Origin of the sequence: Desulfonauticus submarinus (genome assembly GCF_900104045.1) — a bacterium.
Taxonomy (GTDB): domain Bacteria; phylum Desulfobacterota; class Desulfovibrionia; order Desulfovibrionales; family Desulfonatronovibrionaceae; genus Desulfonauticus; species Desulfonauticus submarinus.
In genome coordinates, this window is the sequence record NZ_FNIN01000019.1 from 1 (window position 1) to 15,770 (window position 15,770).

Here is a 15,770-nt window from a genome sequence, read left to right on the forward strand (position 1 = left end):
GGATGCTTGTGATGAGTATATACCAGAGCCTAAGCGTGATATAGATAAGCCATTTTTGATGCCGATAGAGGATGTATTTAGTATATCTGGTCGTGGTACGGTAGTAACAGGTAGGGTTGAGCGAGGAATAATCAAGGTAGGAGATGAGGTAGAGATAGTAGGATTTAAGGAGACGCAGAAGACGGTTTGTACTGGAGTAGAGATGTTTCGTAAGGTATTGGATCAGGGTCAGGCAGGAGATAATGTAGGAGTATTGTTGAGGGGAGTTAAGCGAGATGAGGTAGAGCGAGGTCAGGTATTGGCAGCGCCAGGTAGTATAACGCCGCATCGTAAGTTTAAGGCAGAGGTATATATATTGACGAAGGAAGAGGGAGGACGTCATACTCCATTTTTTAGTGGATATAGGCCTCAGTTTTATTTTAGGACTACGGATGTTACGGGAGTGGTGACATTGGCAGAGGGAGTAGAGATGGTAATGCCTGGAGATAATACTACGTTTGAGGTAGAGTTAATAGCGCCAGTAGCGATGGAGAAGGGATTGAGGTTTGCGATTCGTGAAGGTGGAAGGACAGTAGGCGCTGGCGTAGTCACAGATATATTGGAGTAGGGTAAAATAAAATGCGAATTAATATTTTGTTAGCCTGCACAGAGTGTAAGAGAAGGAATTATTCTACAACTAAAAATAAAAAGAATAATCCGAGTAAGTTGGAATTAAAGAAGTATTGTCCGTTTTGTAAAAAACATACCCTACATAAAGAGACAAAGTAGGGTGTGTTAACGTGCAGGCCAGTAGCTCTAACGGCTAGAGCACCGGACTCCAAATCCGGGTGTTGGGGGTTCGAATCCCTCCTGGCCTGCCATTTTTTGTTGAGAGAAAATATGGCCAAAAAGAAAAAAATAGTTGAGGAAAAGACGGGTTTTCAGGCGTGGCTTGAAAAAATAAAGGTTTTTTGGGAGCAGGCCAAGGGAGAATTGAAAAAAGTTGTGTGGCCTACTCAAAAGGAAACCATGGTTACCACTTTAGCAGTAGTTATTTTAGTAGTGGTGCTGTCTTTGTTTTTAAGTTTGGTAGATGTAACTTTGGCTAAAGTTGTAGCCTGGATTTTGTCTTAAAAAGATTTAAAGAGTGGGGCAAATGGAAGAACCAAAAGCCAGATGGTATATTGTGCACACATATTCTGGGTATGAGCAGAGAGTTGAGCAGACATTAAAAGAGATGATGCGTACAGGCCAGGATAAGGGATACATTAAAGATGTCTTAGTGCCAACAGAAAAGGTTATAGAGTTAGTTCGGGGGCAGAAAAAGACCTCTACAAGGAAATTTTTCCCAGGATATGTTTTAGTTAAAATGATTTTTAATGATGAATCTTGGTATATGGTTCAGTCTATTCCAAGGGTTACAGGATTTGTGGGCAGTAAAACCCGGCCAATACCGTTAAGTGATGCTGAGGCAGAGCGTATTATCCAAACAGTTGAGCAAAGACAAGAACAGCCACGTCCAAAATTTCATTTTGAAAAAGGAGATGAAGTTAGAGTTATTGATGGCCCGTTTGCTAATTTTAATGGTATTGTTGATGATGTTAATTATGATAAAGGGAAACTTAAGGTAATTGTTTCTATATTTGGTAGACCGACTCCTGTAGAGTTGGATTTTGTTCAAGTTTCAAAAAGTTGATATACGAGGTAGTTAGATATGGCCAAAAAAGTTATGGCAAAAATAAAGTTACAAATTCCTGCTGGAGCTGCTAATCCATCTCCACCTGTAGGTCCTGCATTAGGTCAGCATGGTGTAAATATTATGGAGTTTTGCAAGGCATTTAATGCCAAAACTCAGGACCAAAAGGGGATGATTATTCCTGTTATTATTACTGTTTATCAAGACAGGTCTTTTACGTTTATTACAAAGACTCCTCCAGCCTCGGTTCTTTTACTTAAAGCCGCGAAAATAGATAAAGGTTCTGGGGAGCCTAATAAAAATAAAGTAGGCAAAGTAACTATGGCCCAGATAGAGGAGATTGCAAAGGTAAAAATGCCAGACCTTACTGCAAAGGATTTGGATGCTGCAATGCGTACCATTATGGGTACTGCTAGAAGTATGGGAATTGAAGTTGTAAAATAACCTAAAGAGGATGAGAAAGCCATGCCCAAGAGAGGAAAAAAATATATAGAAGCTAAAAAGAAGATTGATGCCACTAAGAAATATTCGCCAGAAGAGGCAGTAAAGTTAGCATTAGAAACAGCATATGCTAACTTTGATGAAAGTGTAGACGTAGCTGTAAAATTAGGTGTCAATCCGAAGTATTCAGATCAGATGGTTAGAGGAGCTGTAACCTTACCCCATGGGACAGGCAAAGAGGTAAAGGTTTTAGTATTTTGTAAAGGTGAAAAAGAAATGGAAGCCAAGGAAGCAGGAGCTGACTTTGTAGGTGGAGAAGATTTGATTGAGAAGATTAAGTCTGGTTGGCTTGAATTTGATAAGGCTGTAGCTACTCCTGACATGATGGGACTTGTGGGTAAAATTGGACGTATTTTGGGTCCAAGAGGGCTTATGCCTAATGCTAAAACAGGAACAGTTACTTTTGATGTTGCTCAAGCAGTAAAAGAACTAAAAGCAGGAAGAGTGGAGTTTAAAGTTGATAAGGCTGGAATAGTTCATGCTTCGGTGGGTAAAGTATCTTTTGGCCCTGAGAAAATTTTAGAAAATATTAAGGCTTTAATTGAGACCTTGCAAAGACTAAAACCTGCATCTGCAAAGGGACTTTATTTTAGAGGAATGGCAGTATCTACCACAATGGGCCCAGGGGTAAAGGTAGATCCTGTAGAGATTAGGACATTATTAGATTAAAACTTAAGGAATATTCCTTAAGTTTAAACAAGAGTCAAAGACAACAGGGGGCCAACTAGGCCTTAATTAGCCTGTCGAGACCGCTTTGGCTCTTAAGTTATAAGAAAGAGGTGGTGCAGTGAAGAGAGAACAAAAGGCAAAGATTATTCAAGAGCTTCAAGAAAAAGCAGAGCAGAGTGCCATTGCCATTGTCACTGATTTTAAGGGCCTCACTGTAGAGGAAATGACTGAGCTTAGAGTTAAGCTCAGAGAGCAAAGTGTAGACTACAAGGTAGTTAAAAACACTTTAGCAAGGATCGCTTTTGAGAAAACTCAGCACAAAGAGTTAGCCCCAAGATTCAAAGATAACTGTGCTGTTGTTTTTGGTTCAGACGATCCAGTAGTGGCAGCAAAGGTCATAGTGGAGTATGCCAAGAAGAATAAAAAGTTTGAGGTAAAATTTGCCTCATTAGAGGGTAAGTTTTTAGAATCAGATGCCCTTAAATCTTTGGCAGAACTCCCGAGCAAAGATGAATTGTTGGCTAAATTATTAGGGACAATGAATGCTGTGCCAACAAACTTTGTATGCTTGTTTGCAAATTTACTTAGAAACTTCCTGTATGCTTTAAATGCTATTAAAGATAAGAAAGAGCAGGAAGCTTAAAAGAGCCAAAGCTTTAAAAAACTTAAGGAGGAAATAGAGAATGGCTGAGATTACAAAAGAGCAAGTAATTGAATTTATTTCCAACATGACAGTGTTGGAGCTTGCAGAGTTTATTAAGGAATTAGAAGATAAATTTGGTGTAAGTGCAGCTGCTCCTGTAGCTGCTGTGGCTGCTGTACCTGGTGCAGCTGCTGGTGGTGAGGCTGCTGCTGAGGAAAAAACTGAGTTTGATGTTGTGTTAAAAGAAGTAGGTGGTAACAAAATTGCAGTAATTAAGGCTGTACGTGCCTTAACTAACTTAGGATTAAAGGAAGCTAAAGCTAAAGTTGATGAGCTTCCTTCAGTTATTAAAGAGGGTGTTTCTAAGGAAGAAGCAGAAGAGGCTAAAAAACAGCTTGAAGAAGCTGGTGCCACTGTTGAACTTAAGTAATACTTTATTTGTAAGTTTTTAAATTTTTGTGAGAGATTTTTGTTTAGGGAGCGCAAGGGATATTGCGCTCTCTAAACCTTTTTATTTTTTTGTTCAAGACTAATCTTTGTTGTAACCTACCTAAAATATTAAAAAAATGTGAGGCAAAAATGGTCCGATTGGTAAAAAAGTTTGGAAGAATAAAGTGTGACCTTCCTGTACCACATCTTCTTTCATTACAATTAAAATCCTATGAGGATTTTTTACAAGCCGATGTTCCGCCAGAGGCGAGACAGGAAAAAGGATTAGAAGGTGTTTTCCGTTCTGTTTTTCCTATTGAGGATTTTAATAAGACTGCTACGTTAGAGTTTATTAGTTATGAACTTGGCAAGCCTAAATATGATGTGGAGGAATGTATTGCCAAGGGGCTTACCTATGAAGCTCCATTGAGAATTAAGGTAAGGTTAGTAGTTTATGATGTAGATGAGGAGACAGGTAGTCGAACTATTCGTGATATTAAGGAGCAAGATATATATTTTGGGACCATTCCGTTAATGACTCCGCGAGCTACTTTTATTGTTAATGGGACAGAGAGAGTTATAGTCAACCAATTGCAACGTTCTCCTGGAGTTATTTTTGAGCATGATGGTGGAAAGTCTCATTCTAGCGGTAAGGTTCTTTATAGTTCTCGGATTATACCTATGCGAGGTTCTTGGTTAGACTTTGAGTTTGACCATAAAGATATTTTGTATGTTCGTATTGATCGTAGGCGGAAAATGCCTGCTACTTTGCTTTTAAAAGCTATTGGACTTAGTAAACAGGAAATTTTAGATTATTTTTATGAAAAAGAAACGTTGATTTTTGAAAATGGAAAGGTTTTTAGACTTATAGATAAAACAAAATATCGTAAGGAATTGGCTGTTAGTGATATAGTGGATAAAGACGGTAAGGTTTTAGTGCAAGAAGGAAGACCTATAACTAAAAGAGCTTGGAAGCAGATTGTTGATGCTGGTATTGATAGAATAGAGTTAGATATGAATTTACTCTATACCCAGTTTCTTGCAGAAGACTTAATTGATTCTGAAACAGGAGAAGTTTTGGCTTCAGCTGGTGATGCCTTACATCCTGAAATAGTAGATATTATATTAGAAAAAGGAATCAGAGAAATTAAAGTTTTATATACTACAGGTTTAGAAGTGTCTTCTTCTATTCGAGATACACTTCAATTGGATAAAGTTGAAGATCCTCTGGAAGCCCAGATTGAGATATATAAACGTTTGCGTCCTAGTGCGCCTCCTACACCAGAAATCGCAGCAACTTTCTTTGATAATCTTTTTCGCAACCCAGATTATTATGATTTGTCTCCAGTAGGAAGATATAAACTTAATACTCGTTTAGGTTTGGATTTACCTTTAGATTATAGAACTCTTTCTAATGAAGATATTTTAAGAGTTGTAAAACATCTTTTAACTTTAAAAGATACTCATGCTCCTGGAGATGATATTGATCATCTAGGTAATAGAAGAGTTCGTCCTGTTGGAGAGTTGGTAGAAAACCAGTTTAGAATTGGTTTAGTTCGGATGGAGCGCGCAATTAAGGAAAGGATGAGCTTGCAAGAAGTTGCTACTTTAATGCCTCATGATCTTATTAACCCAAAGCCTGTTAGCGCGGTGCTAAAGGAATTTTTTGGAACTTCCCAGCTTTCTCAGTTTATGGATCAGACGAATCCTCTTTCTGAAATTACGCACAAGAGAAGACTATCTGCTCTTGGTCCTGGAGGTCTTAGCAGAGATAGAGCTGGTTTTGAAGTTAGAGACGTGCATCCTAGTCATTATGGAAGGATTTGTCCTATTGAAACTCCAGAAGGACCTAATATTGGTCTTATAGTTTCTTTAACTACTTATGCTAGAGTAAACGATTTTGGTTTTATAGAGATCCCCTATAAGGTTGTAAAAAATGGTCAAGTTACAGATGAGATAGTTTACTTAGATGCTTTTGCTGAAAAAGGTCATGTGATTGCTCAAGCTAATGCTCCTACAGATGAAAATGGACGTTTTACTCACGATTTAGTTTCTGCTCGAGTTGATGGTGAATTTGCAATGGTCAAGCCAGAAGAAGTTACTTTAATGGATATTTCCCCAAGTCAGATAGTTTCTGTATCTTCTTCTTTGATTCCATTTTTAGAACATGATGATGCGAACCGGGCACTGATGGGCTCTAACATGCAAAGGCAGGCTGTGCCATTGCTCAGGCCAGAGCTTCCTTTGGTGGGAACAGGTATGGAAGGGGTTGTAGCTAGAGATTCTGGTATGTGTCTTTTGGCAGAGGGTGATGGTATTGTCCGTTATGTGGATGCAGAGAGGATTGTTGTGTCTTATGATGATCAATCTTTGTATCCTGAGAGTTGTGGTACAGTAAATTATGAGTTGCAAAAATTTCATAAGTCCAATCAGAATAGTTGTTTTACTCAACGTCCACGTGTGTTGCCTGGTCAAAAGGTGAAAAAAGGCGAAGTGTTAGCAGATGGCCCAGCTATTTTAGAAGGAGAGTTGGCTCTGGGTAAAAATTTATTAGTAGCCTTTATGCCTTGGTGTGGATTTAACTATGAAGATTCTATTTTAATTTCAGAACGAGTAGTTAAGGAAGATGTTTATACTTCGGTCCATATAGAAGAGTTTGAAGTGGTTGCTAGAGATACTAAGCTTGGTCCTGAAGAAATTACACGCGATATCCCCAATGTTAGTGAGGAAATGTTGAAGAATTTAGATGATAGTGGGATTATTAGAATAGGGGCCTATGTGAAGCCAGATGATATTTTGGTAGGTAAGATTACTCCTAAAGGAGAAACACAACTTACTCCAGAAGAAAGATTGTTGCGAGCCATTTTTGGAGATAAAGCCAGAGATGTTAAGAATACTTCTCTTAAAGTTCCACCTGGTATTGAAGGTACAGTAATAAATGTACGGGTGTTTAACCGTCGCTCTAGTGAAAAGGATGCAAGATCCAAAGCTATTGAAGAGATGCAGTTGGCAAAGCTTGATGATAGAGAGGCTAAACATATTAAGGCGTTAACTGCTCAAGTTAGAGACAGATTATGGGAAGTGATAAAAGGTAAACGTTTGGCGGTGTCTTTAAAAGGAACAAAGAAAAGTGAGGTTTTGGCAGAAGCTAACAAACCTATTTCGCGAGAAATTTTAGATAAATTGCCTGTAAAGAAGTTAGCAGGCGTTTTTGTAAGTAAAGAAGTGAATGAAGATGTTCAAGATATTCTAAATGCTTATGACAACCAGGTTAGATTTATAAAAAATATTTATGAACAAAAGCGTTCAAAGGTTACAGAGGGAGATGATTTGCCTCCTGGTGTATTGAAGATGGTAAAGGTGTATATTGCTGTAAAGAGAAAACTTAGTGTTGGTGATAAGATGGCTGGTCGACATGGGAATAAGGGAGTTGTTTCCTGTATTTTGCCAGAAGAAGATATGCCATTTTTCCCAGATGGTACTCCTGTAGATATTGTATTAAATCCTTTGGGTGTACCTTCACGTATGAATATTGGACAAATTATGGAAACTCATCTTGGCTGGGCTGCCAAAGAATTAGGACAGCAACTAGCTAAGATGTTAGAAGATAGAGTAGATGTGCAAGTTTTGCGCAAAGAAGTAAAAGAAGTATTTAAGTCTGAGGAGATTAATAACTTAATTGATGAACTTTCAGATGAAGAGTTTGTTGAGGCTGTAAGAAATTTAAAAGATGGAATTATCTGCAAATGTCCTGTTTTTGATGGGGCAAAAGAAGATGAGATTTGGGAGTGGTTTGCTAAGGCAAAGTTAAGTGATGATGGTAAGGCATTGCTTTATGATGGTAGAACAGGAGAACCTTTTGCTAACAAAATTACTGTTGGATATATGTATATGTTGAAACTCCATCACTTAGTGGATGAGAAGATTCATGCTAGATCTACTGGCCCATATTCTTTAGTTACTCAACAACCTTTGGGAGGAAAAGCCCAGTTTGGTGGTCAGAGATTAGGAGAGATGGAAGTGTGGGCTATTGAAGCATACGGGGCTGCCTATTTGTTGCAAGAGTTTTTAACTGTGAAGTCTGATGATGTGACAGGTAGAGTAAAAATGTATGAGAAGATTGTTAAAAATGATAACTTTTTAGAAAGTGGACTTCCAGAGTCTTTTAATGTCTTGGTTAAAGAATTGCGTTCATTGGCCTTAGATGTTCAATTAATTTTAGATGAGAAGCGCAAAAAGAAAAAAACAAAGAAAAGGTTTCACTAACTGGTGGAAGAATTTTTGACCTCTACAATTTTAAATTAAAGGGGATATAATATGACATTGGATGATCTTTATTCCCAGGTTAGCTTGGAAGAAGATATCTCTCAGATTTCAAGTCATGAGTTAAAAGGTATTAAAATAAAAATAGCTTCACCGGAAAAGATTAGAGAATGGTCTTATGGTGAAGTTAAAAAACCAGAAACAATTAATTACAGAACATTTAAACCAGAAAGAGATGGTTTGTTTTGTGCAAAGATTTTTGGCCCAGTAAAGGATTATGAGTGTAATTGTGGTAAATATAAACGGATGAAACATAGAGGTATTGTTTGTGAAAAGTGTGGAGTAGAAGTTATTTCTTCTAAGGTTAGGCGTGTGAGAATGGGCCATATTGAACTAGCTGCTCCAGTTTCTCATATTTGGTTTGTAAAAAGTTTACCGTCTAAAATAGGTACTTTGCTTAATCTAACAATGTCTGAACTTGAAAAGGTGATTTATTTCGACTCTTATATAGTACTTGATCCAGGACCTAGTAATTTAAAGAAGAAGCAACTTTTAACAGAAGAGCAATATTGGCAGGTTCTAGAACATTATGGCGAGGATGCAGTAAAGGTTGGCATTGGAGCAGAAGCAATTAAATTTTTATTAGAGGAATTAAATTTAGAAGAGTTAAGAGATAAGCTAAGAGAAGAAGCTTTGGGTACTAATTCTCAGACTAAAAAGAAAAAAATAGCTAAACAATTAAAAATTGTAGAAGCATTTATAGATTCTGGGAATAGACCTGAGTGGATGATTTTAGAAGTTATTCCTGTAATTCCTCCAGAGCTTAGACCTCTTGTGCCGCTTGAAGGTGGTAGATTTGCTACTTCAGATTTAAATGATCTTTATCGGAGAGTTATAAACAGAAATAATCGTTTAAGAAGATTGTTAGAGCTAGGAGCTCCTGATATTATTATTCGTAATGAAAAGAGAATGCTGCAAGAAGCAGTGGATGCACTATTTGATAATGGACGAAGAGGAAGAGCTATCACAGGCACTAACGGAAGGCCCTTAAAATCGTTAAGTGATATGATAAAGGGCAAACAAGGCCGTTTTAGGCAAAATCTTTTGGGTAAGCGTGTGGATTATTCTGGTCGTTCTGTAATCGTGGTTGGCCCTAAATTAAAGTTACACCAATGTGGTTTGCCAAAGATAATGGCCTTGGAGTTATTTAAACCCTTTGTTTATGCTAAACTAGAAGAGAAAGGTTATGCTAGTACTATAAAAAGTGCTAAAAAAATGGTTGAGCGGCAAGATGTGGCTGTTTGGGAAGTTTTAGAAGAAGTTGTAAGAGAATATCCTATACTTTTAAACCGAGCTCCTACTTTGCACAGATTAGGAATTCAAGCATTTGAGCCTATATTGGTAGAAGGAAAAGCTATTCAACTTCATCCTTTGGTATGTACAGCTTATAATGCTGACTTTGATGGAGACCAAATGGCTGTGCATGTCCCTCTTTCAATAGAGGCACAAGTAGAGTGTAGGGTACTTATAATGTCTACTAACAATATTCTGTCGCCAGCCAATGGATCTCCTATTATTGTACCCACTCAAGATATTGTTTTAGGTTTGTATTATTTAACTGTAGAGCGTTCTTTTGAACCAGGAGAAGGAAAAGCCTTTTCTGAACCAGATGAAGTTATTGCTGCTGTTGATGCAGGGTGTATTAGCTTACATGCTCGGGTTAAGGTACGGATTAATGGGAAATTGGTTAAAACAACTCCTGGTCGAGTATTAGTAGGGGAACTTTTACCAGAAGGAGTGCCATTTGATTTAGTTAACTGCTTACTTTCTAAAAAGAATATTGCTAGGTTAGTAGGCGAGACTTACCGTTTAGCAGGGACAAAGGCTACTGTAATTCTGTGTGATAGGTTAAAGAATTTAGGTTTTGAGTATGCAACTAGAGCAGGAGTTACTATTGGGCTTAAGGATTTGAAGATTCCTGAAAAAAAAGAGGAGATATTGCGTAAAGCTCAAGAGGCTGTAAGGGAGATTGAGGCTCAATACCGGGATGGAATTATTACTAGGACGGAAAAGTATAATAAGGTAGTCGATGTTTGGACAAAAGCCACTCAAGATGTTGCGACAGAGATGATGGAAGGTCTTTCTAAAGAAGTTAGAAGGGATCCAAAAACAGGTAAAGAAGAAGAGAATATCAGTTTAAATCCGATTTTTATGATGGCTAATTCTGGAGCTCGAGGAAACAAAGATCAGATGAGACAGCTTGCGGGTATGCGTGGTCTTATGGCAAAGCCTTCTGGTGAGATTATTGAAACACCTATTACGGCATGTTTTAGAGAAGGATTAACTGTTCTCCAGTATTTTACCTCTACCCATGGAGCTAGAAAAGGTTTGGCTGATACAGCGTTAAAAACAGCAAACTCTGGATACTTGACTCGTCGTTTAGTAGATGTAGTGCAGGATGTTGTGGTTACTGAGCATGATTGTGGAACAGTAGATGGTCTTGAAATTACACATTTAGTAAAAGGCGGAGAGATAAGTGAGCGATTGAGTGAACGAATTTTGGGTCGAATTGCAATGTATGATGTGCTTCATCCTGAAACTGGAGAGGTAATTGTAGCTGCAAATGAGATGATAGATGAAAGAAAAGCAAAGATGATTGATGAAGCTGGAATTAATAGTGTGACGATTCGTTCTGTTTTAACATGTAAGACAAAATTCGGTGTGTGTGCTTTATGTTATGGAAGAGATCTTGCTAGAGGACATTTGGTAAATGTAGGTGAAGCTGTAGGTATTATTGCTGCTCAGTCTATTGGAGAACCAGGAACTCAGCTTACTATGAGAACGTTCCATATAGGTGGAACAGCTTCTAAGGAAATTGAGCAATCTAGTATTTCAGCACAAAATAAAGGAAAAGTGATTTTTTCTAGAGTGCGGACAGTTGAAAATCGAAATGGCGAGCTGATGGTTTTAGGTAAGAGTGGGCAAGTGAAAATTGTAGATGAACAGGGACGAGAAAGGGAAAAATACTTTTTGCCTACTGGAGCCAAACTATATGTGAAAGATGGGGAGGAGGTAAAAAAAGGACAGATACTAGCTGAATGGGATCCATTTAATGAGCCGTTTATTACAGATGTAGGTGGATATATTAAACTTACAGATATTATCGAGGGAAAAACCTATCAAGAGAAGGTAGATGATACTACGAAAAAGGCTACACAGACTATTATTGAGTATCGCTCTACCAATTATAGGCCTAGTATTTCTGTTTGTGATGAAGATGGCAATCCTAAAAAGCGTCCAGGCTCTAGTATGGATGCAGTATTTGTATTGCCTGTAGGTGCTATTTTAATGGTCCGAGAAGGCGATGAGGTCCAACCTGGAGATGTAATTGCTCGTAAACCTCGTGAATCTTCTAAGACTAAAGATATTGTTGGTGGTTTGCCAAGGGTTGCTGAACTTTTTGAGGTCCGAAAACCAAAAGATTTGGCAGTAATTTCAGAAATTGATGGGTATGTTTCTTTTGGGCCAGACCAAAAAGGTAAAAGAAAAGTTATTATTACGCCTGAAGCTGGAGACCCAAAAGAATACATTATACCAAAAGGCAAACATATTACTGTACAAGAGGGAGATTTTGTAGAAGCAGGAGAAAAGATTACTGAAGGTAATCCTGACCTGCATGATATTTTAAAGATTAAAGGAGAGAAATACTTAGCCAAGTATTTGGTTGAAGAGATTCAGGATGTTTATCGTTGTCAGGGAGTTCATATAAATGATAAACATATCGAAATTATTGTAAGGCAAATGTTAAAAAGGGTTACAGTGACTGATCCAGGAGATACTGGGTTTTTGCTAGGAGAACAGGTTGAAAAACACAAATTTATGGAAGTGAATGCTAGATGTATTCGCAAAGGTTTGAAGCCTGCTATTGCAGAACCAACGGTTTTAGGTATCACCCAAGCCTCATTAACCACAGAATCATTTATTTCAGCAGCTTCTTTCCAAGAGACAACAAAAGTTCTTACTGAAGCTGCTCTCCAAGGAAAAGTTGATTGGTTAAGGGGATTAAAAGAAAATGTTATTGTAGGTAGGTTAATACCTGCAGGATCTGGTTATAGGGCTTACTTGAGGACAAATATAAATGTCCCAGACCAAGAAGAAGATCCTGATAAGTTTTTGAAAGAATTAGAGGATGAACCTTTTTTAAAAGATTAGAACGTAACTCTTGACAAGAGGACAAGATTTCAATACTTGTCCGAAGTTTCCGCGAACTATAAAAGGAGAGGGAGTATGCCCACTATTAATCAATTGGTAAGAAAAGCAAGGAAAAAAGTAGAAAAGAGAAAGAAAACTCCAGCTCTACAGGGATGTCCTCAAAAAAGAGGGGTGTGTGTAAGAGTATATACTACTACACCTAAAAAGCCCAACTCTGCTTTAAGAAAAGTAGCAAGAGTTAGGCTTACTAATGGAATAGAAGTAACTACATATATCCCTGGTGAAGGGCATAATTTGCAAGAACACTCTGTAGTTTTGGTTCAGGGTGGTCGTGTTAAAGACTTGCCTGGTATTAGATACCGCATTATTCGAGGGGCGCTAGATACAGCTGGGGTAGAACAAAGACGTAAGAGTAGATCACGTTATGGGGCAAAGAAGCCTAAATAAGATATAGGGAGTTGACTTTATGCCACGTAAAGGACCTGTTCCAAAAAGAGAAGTATTGCCTGATCCCATTTATGGGAGCAAGTTGGTTACAAAGTTTATTAATTCTTTGATGAAAGATGGTAAAAAGAGTGTTGCTGAAAAGATTTTTTATCAAGCTGTTCAAGAGTTTGCTAAAAGGGTAGATCAAGAACCTCTAAAGGCTTTTGAGCAGGTAGTTGAGAATGTAAAGCCTCAATTAGAGGTAAAGAGTAGGCGCGTAGGTGGTGCTAATTATCAAGTGCCTGTAGAGGTAAGGCCTGATAGGCAGCAAGCATTGGCTATTCGGTGGTTGGTGCAGTATGCGAGAGCCAGAGGTGAGAAAGGTATGGTAAAAAAGTTGGCTGCAGAGTTTTATGATGCCTTTAATAATCGAGGCGGCGCAATTAAGAAGAAAGAAGATACACATAGAATGGCAGAGGCTAATAAGGCTTTTGCTCACTATCGTTGGTAGGTGAGAAAGTGGGAAGACAGGTTAGTATAGAAAAACAGAGAAATATAGGGATTATGGCCCACATTGATGCGGGCAAAACTACAACAACAGAAAGAATTCTGTTTTATACAGGTGTTTCTCATAAGATTGGAGAGGTCCATGATGGCGAAGCTGTTATGGACTGGATGGTTCAAGAACAGGAGCGAGGAATTACTATTACCTCTGCAGCAACAACTTGTTTTTGGAAAAATCATCGCATCAATATTATTGATACACCAGGTCATGTAGATTTTACTATAGAGGTGGAAAGGGCGCTTAGGGTTTTGGATGGGGCAATTGCTGTGTTTTGTGCAGTAGGTGGAGTAGAGCCTCAATCTGAAACTGTATGGCGTCAAGCCGATAGATATCGTGTCCCAAGAATCGCCTTTGTAAATAAAATGGACAGGGTTGGAGCTGATTTTTATAGAGTGGTTGATATGATAAAAAATCGGCTCAAGGCAAAACCTGTGCCTCTCCAGATTCCTATTGGAAAGGAAGATTATTTCAAGGGGGTAGTGGATCTTATAGAAGGTAAGGCCATGATTTTTGATGATCAGACCTTGGGTAAGAAGTATGAATATACTGATATCCCCGATGAACTGAAGGAAGAAGCAGAAGAGTGGCGTTTAGTGATGGTGGAAGCTATTGCTGAAGAGGATGAAGAGCTTCTGGAAAAATATCTAAGTGGAGAGGAATTAGAACCAGAAGAGATAAAAAAGGCGGTTCGTAAGGCAACCATTAATTTAAATATCTGTCCTGTTTTGTGTGGCGCGGCTTTTAAAAACAAAGGTGTTCAACCGCTGCTAGACGCAGTAGTTGACTATCTTCCTTCTCCTGTGGATGTTGAAGCTATAAGGGGAAAAGATCCTCAGACAGGAGAAGAAGTGGTGTGTCCTCCTAAAGATGAGGAACCTTTGAGCGCGTTGGCTTTTAAATTAATGACAGATCCTTATGTAGGGCACTTAACTTTTTTAAGGATTTATTCTGGTTTTATTAAGTCTGGCATGACAGTGCTTAATGCTACCTCTGGGAAAAAAGAGCGCATTGGACGATTATTAAAAATGCATGCTAATAAGCGAGAGGAAATAAAAGAGGCGTATGCGGGTGATATTGTAGCAGCGGTAGGATTAAAAGACACAGCTACAGGAGATACATTGTGTGCGCCAGAACGTCCTGTTCTTTTGGAGTCTATTGAATTCCCAGAGCCTGTTATTCAGGTGGCTATAGAACCTAAAACCCAGAATGATAGGGATAATTTAAGTAATGCCTTGCAGAAGTTGGCCAAAGAAGACCCGTCTTTTAGGGTGTATACAGATGAAGAGACAGGCCAAACTTTGATTGCAGGCATGGGTGAATTGCATTTGGAGATTATTGTAGATCGTTTAACCAGGGAGTTTAAGGTTGAGGCAAATGTTGGCAAGCCTCAAGTTGCTTATAGGGAAACTATTACTAAACCTGTTAAGCAGGAGAGTAAGTATATTAAACAATCTGGTGGTCGCGGTCAGTATGGTCATGTAGTAATAGAGGTTGAGCCTTTGGAGCCTGGAGGTGGTTTTGAGTTTGTAAATTCTATTGTAGGTGGAGTGATTCCAAAAGAGTATATTCCTGCAGTAGAAAAGGGTATAGTTGATGGTTTAAAAGGTGGAGTTTTGGCTGGGTATCCTATTGTAGATGTGCGCGTGAATTTAGTCTTTGGTTCCTATCATGAAGTAGATTCTTCTGAGCAGGCTTTTTATATTGCAGGTTCTATGGCTATTAAGGATGCCTGTAAAAAGGCAGGAGCGGTGATTTTAGAACCTATTATGTATATAGAAGTATTGACTCCAGAAGAGTATTTGGGCGATGTTATGGGAGATTTAAATGGTCGCCGAGGGAAGGTAATCGGCTTGGAGCCTAGGATGGGTATCCAAATAGTAAGGGCCCATGTACCATTAAGTAATATGTTTGGTTATGCAACGGATTTGCGTTCTAAAACACAGGGTCGAGCAACTTACACAATGAAGTTTGATCATTATGAAAAGGTACCGGCAAATATTGCCGAGGAAATTTTAAAGGCAAGACAGGGGGTATGAGATGGGCAAGGCAAAGTTTGAGCGGAAGAAGCCGCATGTAAATATTGGTACGATAGGTCATATAGATCATGGTAAGACGACGTTGACGGCTGCGATAACGAAGATATTAGCGATGAAGGGTGAGGCGGAGTATATTCCGTTTGATGAGATAGACAAGGCTCCGGAGGAGCGAGAGAGGGGTATAACGATAGCGACAGCGCATGTTGAGTATGAGACGGACAAGCGTCATTATGCGCATGTAGATTGTCCTGGGCATGCTGATTATATTAAGAATATGATAACGGGAGCAGCTCAGATGGATGGGGCGATATTGGTGGTAGCGGCTACAGATGGTCCTATGCCTCAGACAAG

Annotated in this window: 14 protein-coding genes and 1 tRNA gene; all 15 read left to right on the forward strand. The window is 38.7% G+C overall.

Going from position 1 to position 15,770, the window contains the following annotated elements; all coding sequences use genetic code 11:
• Positions 1 to 607, forward strand: a 607-nt coding sequence (locus tag BLP60_RS10275; RefSeq protein WP_252393354.1) for an EF-Tu C-terminal domain-related protein, incomplete at its 5' end; no start/stop codon positions are given.
• An 11-nt stretch (positions 608 to 618) separates the two neighbouring features.
• Positions 619 to 768, forward strand: a complete 150-nt coding sequence (rpmG, locus tag BLP60_RS10280; RefSeq protein ID WP_092066680.1) for a 50S ribosomal protein L33 — start codon at positions 619 to 621, stop codon at positions 766 to 768.
• 15 nt (positions 769 to 783) lie between these two features.
• Positions 784 to 860: transfer RNA gene (locus BLP60_RS10285), tRNA-Trp, on the forward strand.
• A 19-nt stretch (positions 861 to 879) separates the two neighbouring features.
• Entirely contained in the window at positions 880 to 1,113 is a 234-nt protein-coding gene (gene secE / locus BLP60_RS10290; RefSeq protein ID WP_092066682.1) for a preprotein translocase subunit SecE, read from the forward strand.
• Between the two features lie 22 nt (positions 1,114 to 1,135).
• Positions 1,136 to 1,675 carry a transcription termination/antitermination protein NusG gene (nusG, locus tag BLP60_RS10295; protein WP_092066684.1) on the forward strand — a complete coding sequence of 180 codons (540 nt, stop codon included), beginning with the start codon at positions 1,136 to 1,138 and terminating at the stop codon, positions 1,673 to 1,675.
• An 18-nt stretch (positions 1,676 to 1,693) separates the two neighbouring features.
• A complete protein-coding gene (rplK, locus tag BLP60_RS10300; RefSeq protein ID WP_092066686.1) occupies positions 1,694 to 2,119 on the forward strand; it encodes a 50S ribosomal protein L11 in 426 nt (141 codons plus the stop codon).
• Between the two features lie 21 nt (positions 2,120 to 2,140).
• Positions 2,141 to 2,845: a 50S ribosomal protein L1 gene (gene rplA, locus BLP60_RS10305; protein ID WP_092066688.1), complete on the forward strand. Its 705-nt coding sequence runs from the start codon at positions 2,141 to 2,143 to the stop codon at positions 2,843 to 2,845.
• A 118-nt stretch (positions 2,846 to 2,963) separates the two neighbouring features.
• Complete coding sequence (gene rplJ / locus BLP60_RS10310; RefSeq protein ID WP_092066690.1) at positions 2,964 to 3,488, forward strand: 50S ribosomal protein L10; 525 nt, start codon at positions 2,964 to 2,966, stop codon at positions 3,486 to 3,488.
• Between the two features lie 40 nt (positions 3,489 to 3,528).
• Positions 3,529 to 3,918, forward strand: coding sequence for a 50S ribosomal protein L7/L12 (gene rplL, locus BLP60_RS10315; protein WP_092066692.1), 390 nt, complete (start codon positions 3,529 to 3,531; stop codon positions 3,916 to 3,918).
• Between the two features lie 149 nt (positions 3,919 to 4,067).
• Positions 4,068 to 8,183, forward strand: coding sequence for a DNA-directed RNA polymerase subunit beta (gene rpoB, locus BLP60_RS10320; protein ID WP_092066694.1), 4,116 nt, complete (start codon positions 4,068 to 4,070; stop codon positions 8,181 to 8,183).
• Positions 8,184 to 8,234: 51 nt separating this feature from the next.
• Positions 8,235 to 12,392, forward strand: coding sequence for a DNA-directed RNA polymerase subunit beta' (rpoC, locus tag BLP60_RS10325; protein WP_092066696.1), 4,158 nt, complete (start codon positions 8,235 to 8,237; stop codon positions 12,390 to 12,392).
• 75 nt (positions 12,393 to 12,467) lie between these two features.
• Positions 12,468 to 12,839, forward strand: coding sequence for a 30S ribosomal protein S12 (gene rpsL, locus BLP60_RS10330; RefSeq protein ID WP_092066698.1), 372 nt, complete (start codon positions 12,468 to 12,470; stop codon positions 12,837 to 12,839).
• Positions 12,840 to 12,858: 19 nt separating this feature from the next.
• Entirely contained in the window at positions 12,859 to 13,329 is a 471-nt protein-coding gene (gene rpsG / locus BLP60_RS10335) for a 30S ribosomal protein S7 (RefSeq protein WP_092066700.1), read from the forward strand.
• A gap of 8 nt (positions 13,330 to 13,337) precedes the next feature.
• Positions 13,338 to 15,419, forward strand: a complete 2,082-nt coding sequence (fusA, locus tag BLP60_RS10340) for an elongation factor G (protein ID WP_092066702.1) — start codon at positions 13,338 to 13,340, stop codon at positions 15,417 to 15,419.
• Between the two features lies 1 nt (position 15,420).
• The coding region (locus tag BLP60_RS10345; protein ID WP_200779132.1) for a GTP-binding protein at positions 15,421 to 15,770 on the forward strand (350 nt) is incomplete at its 3' end.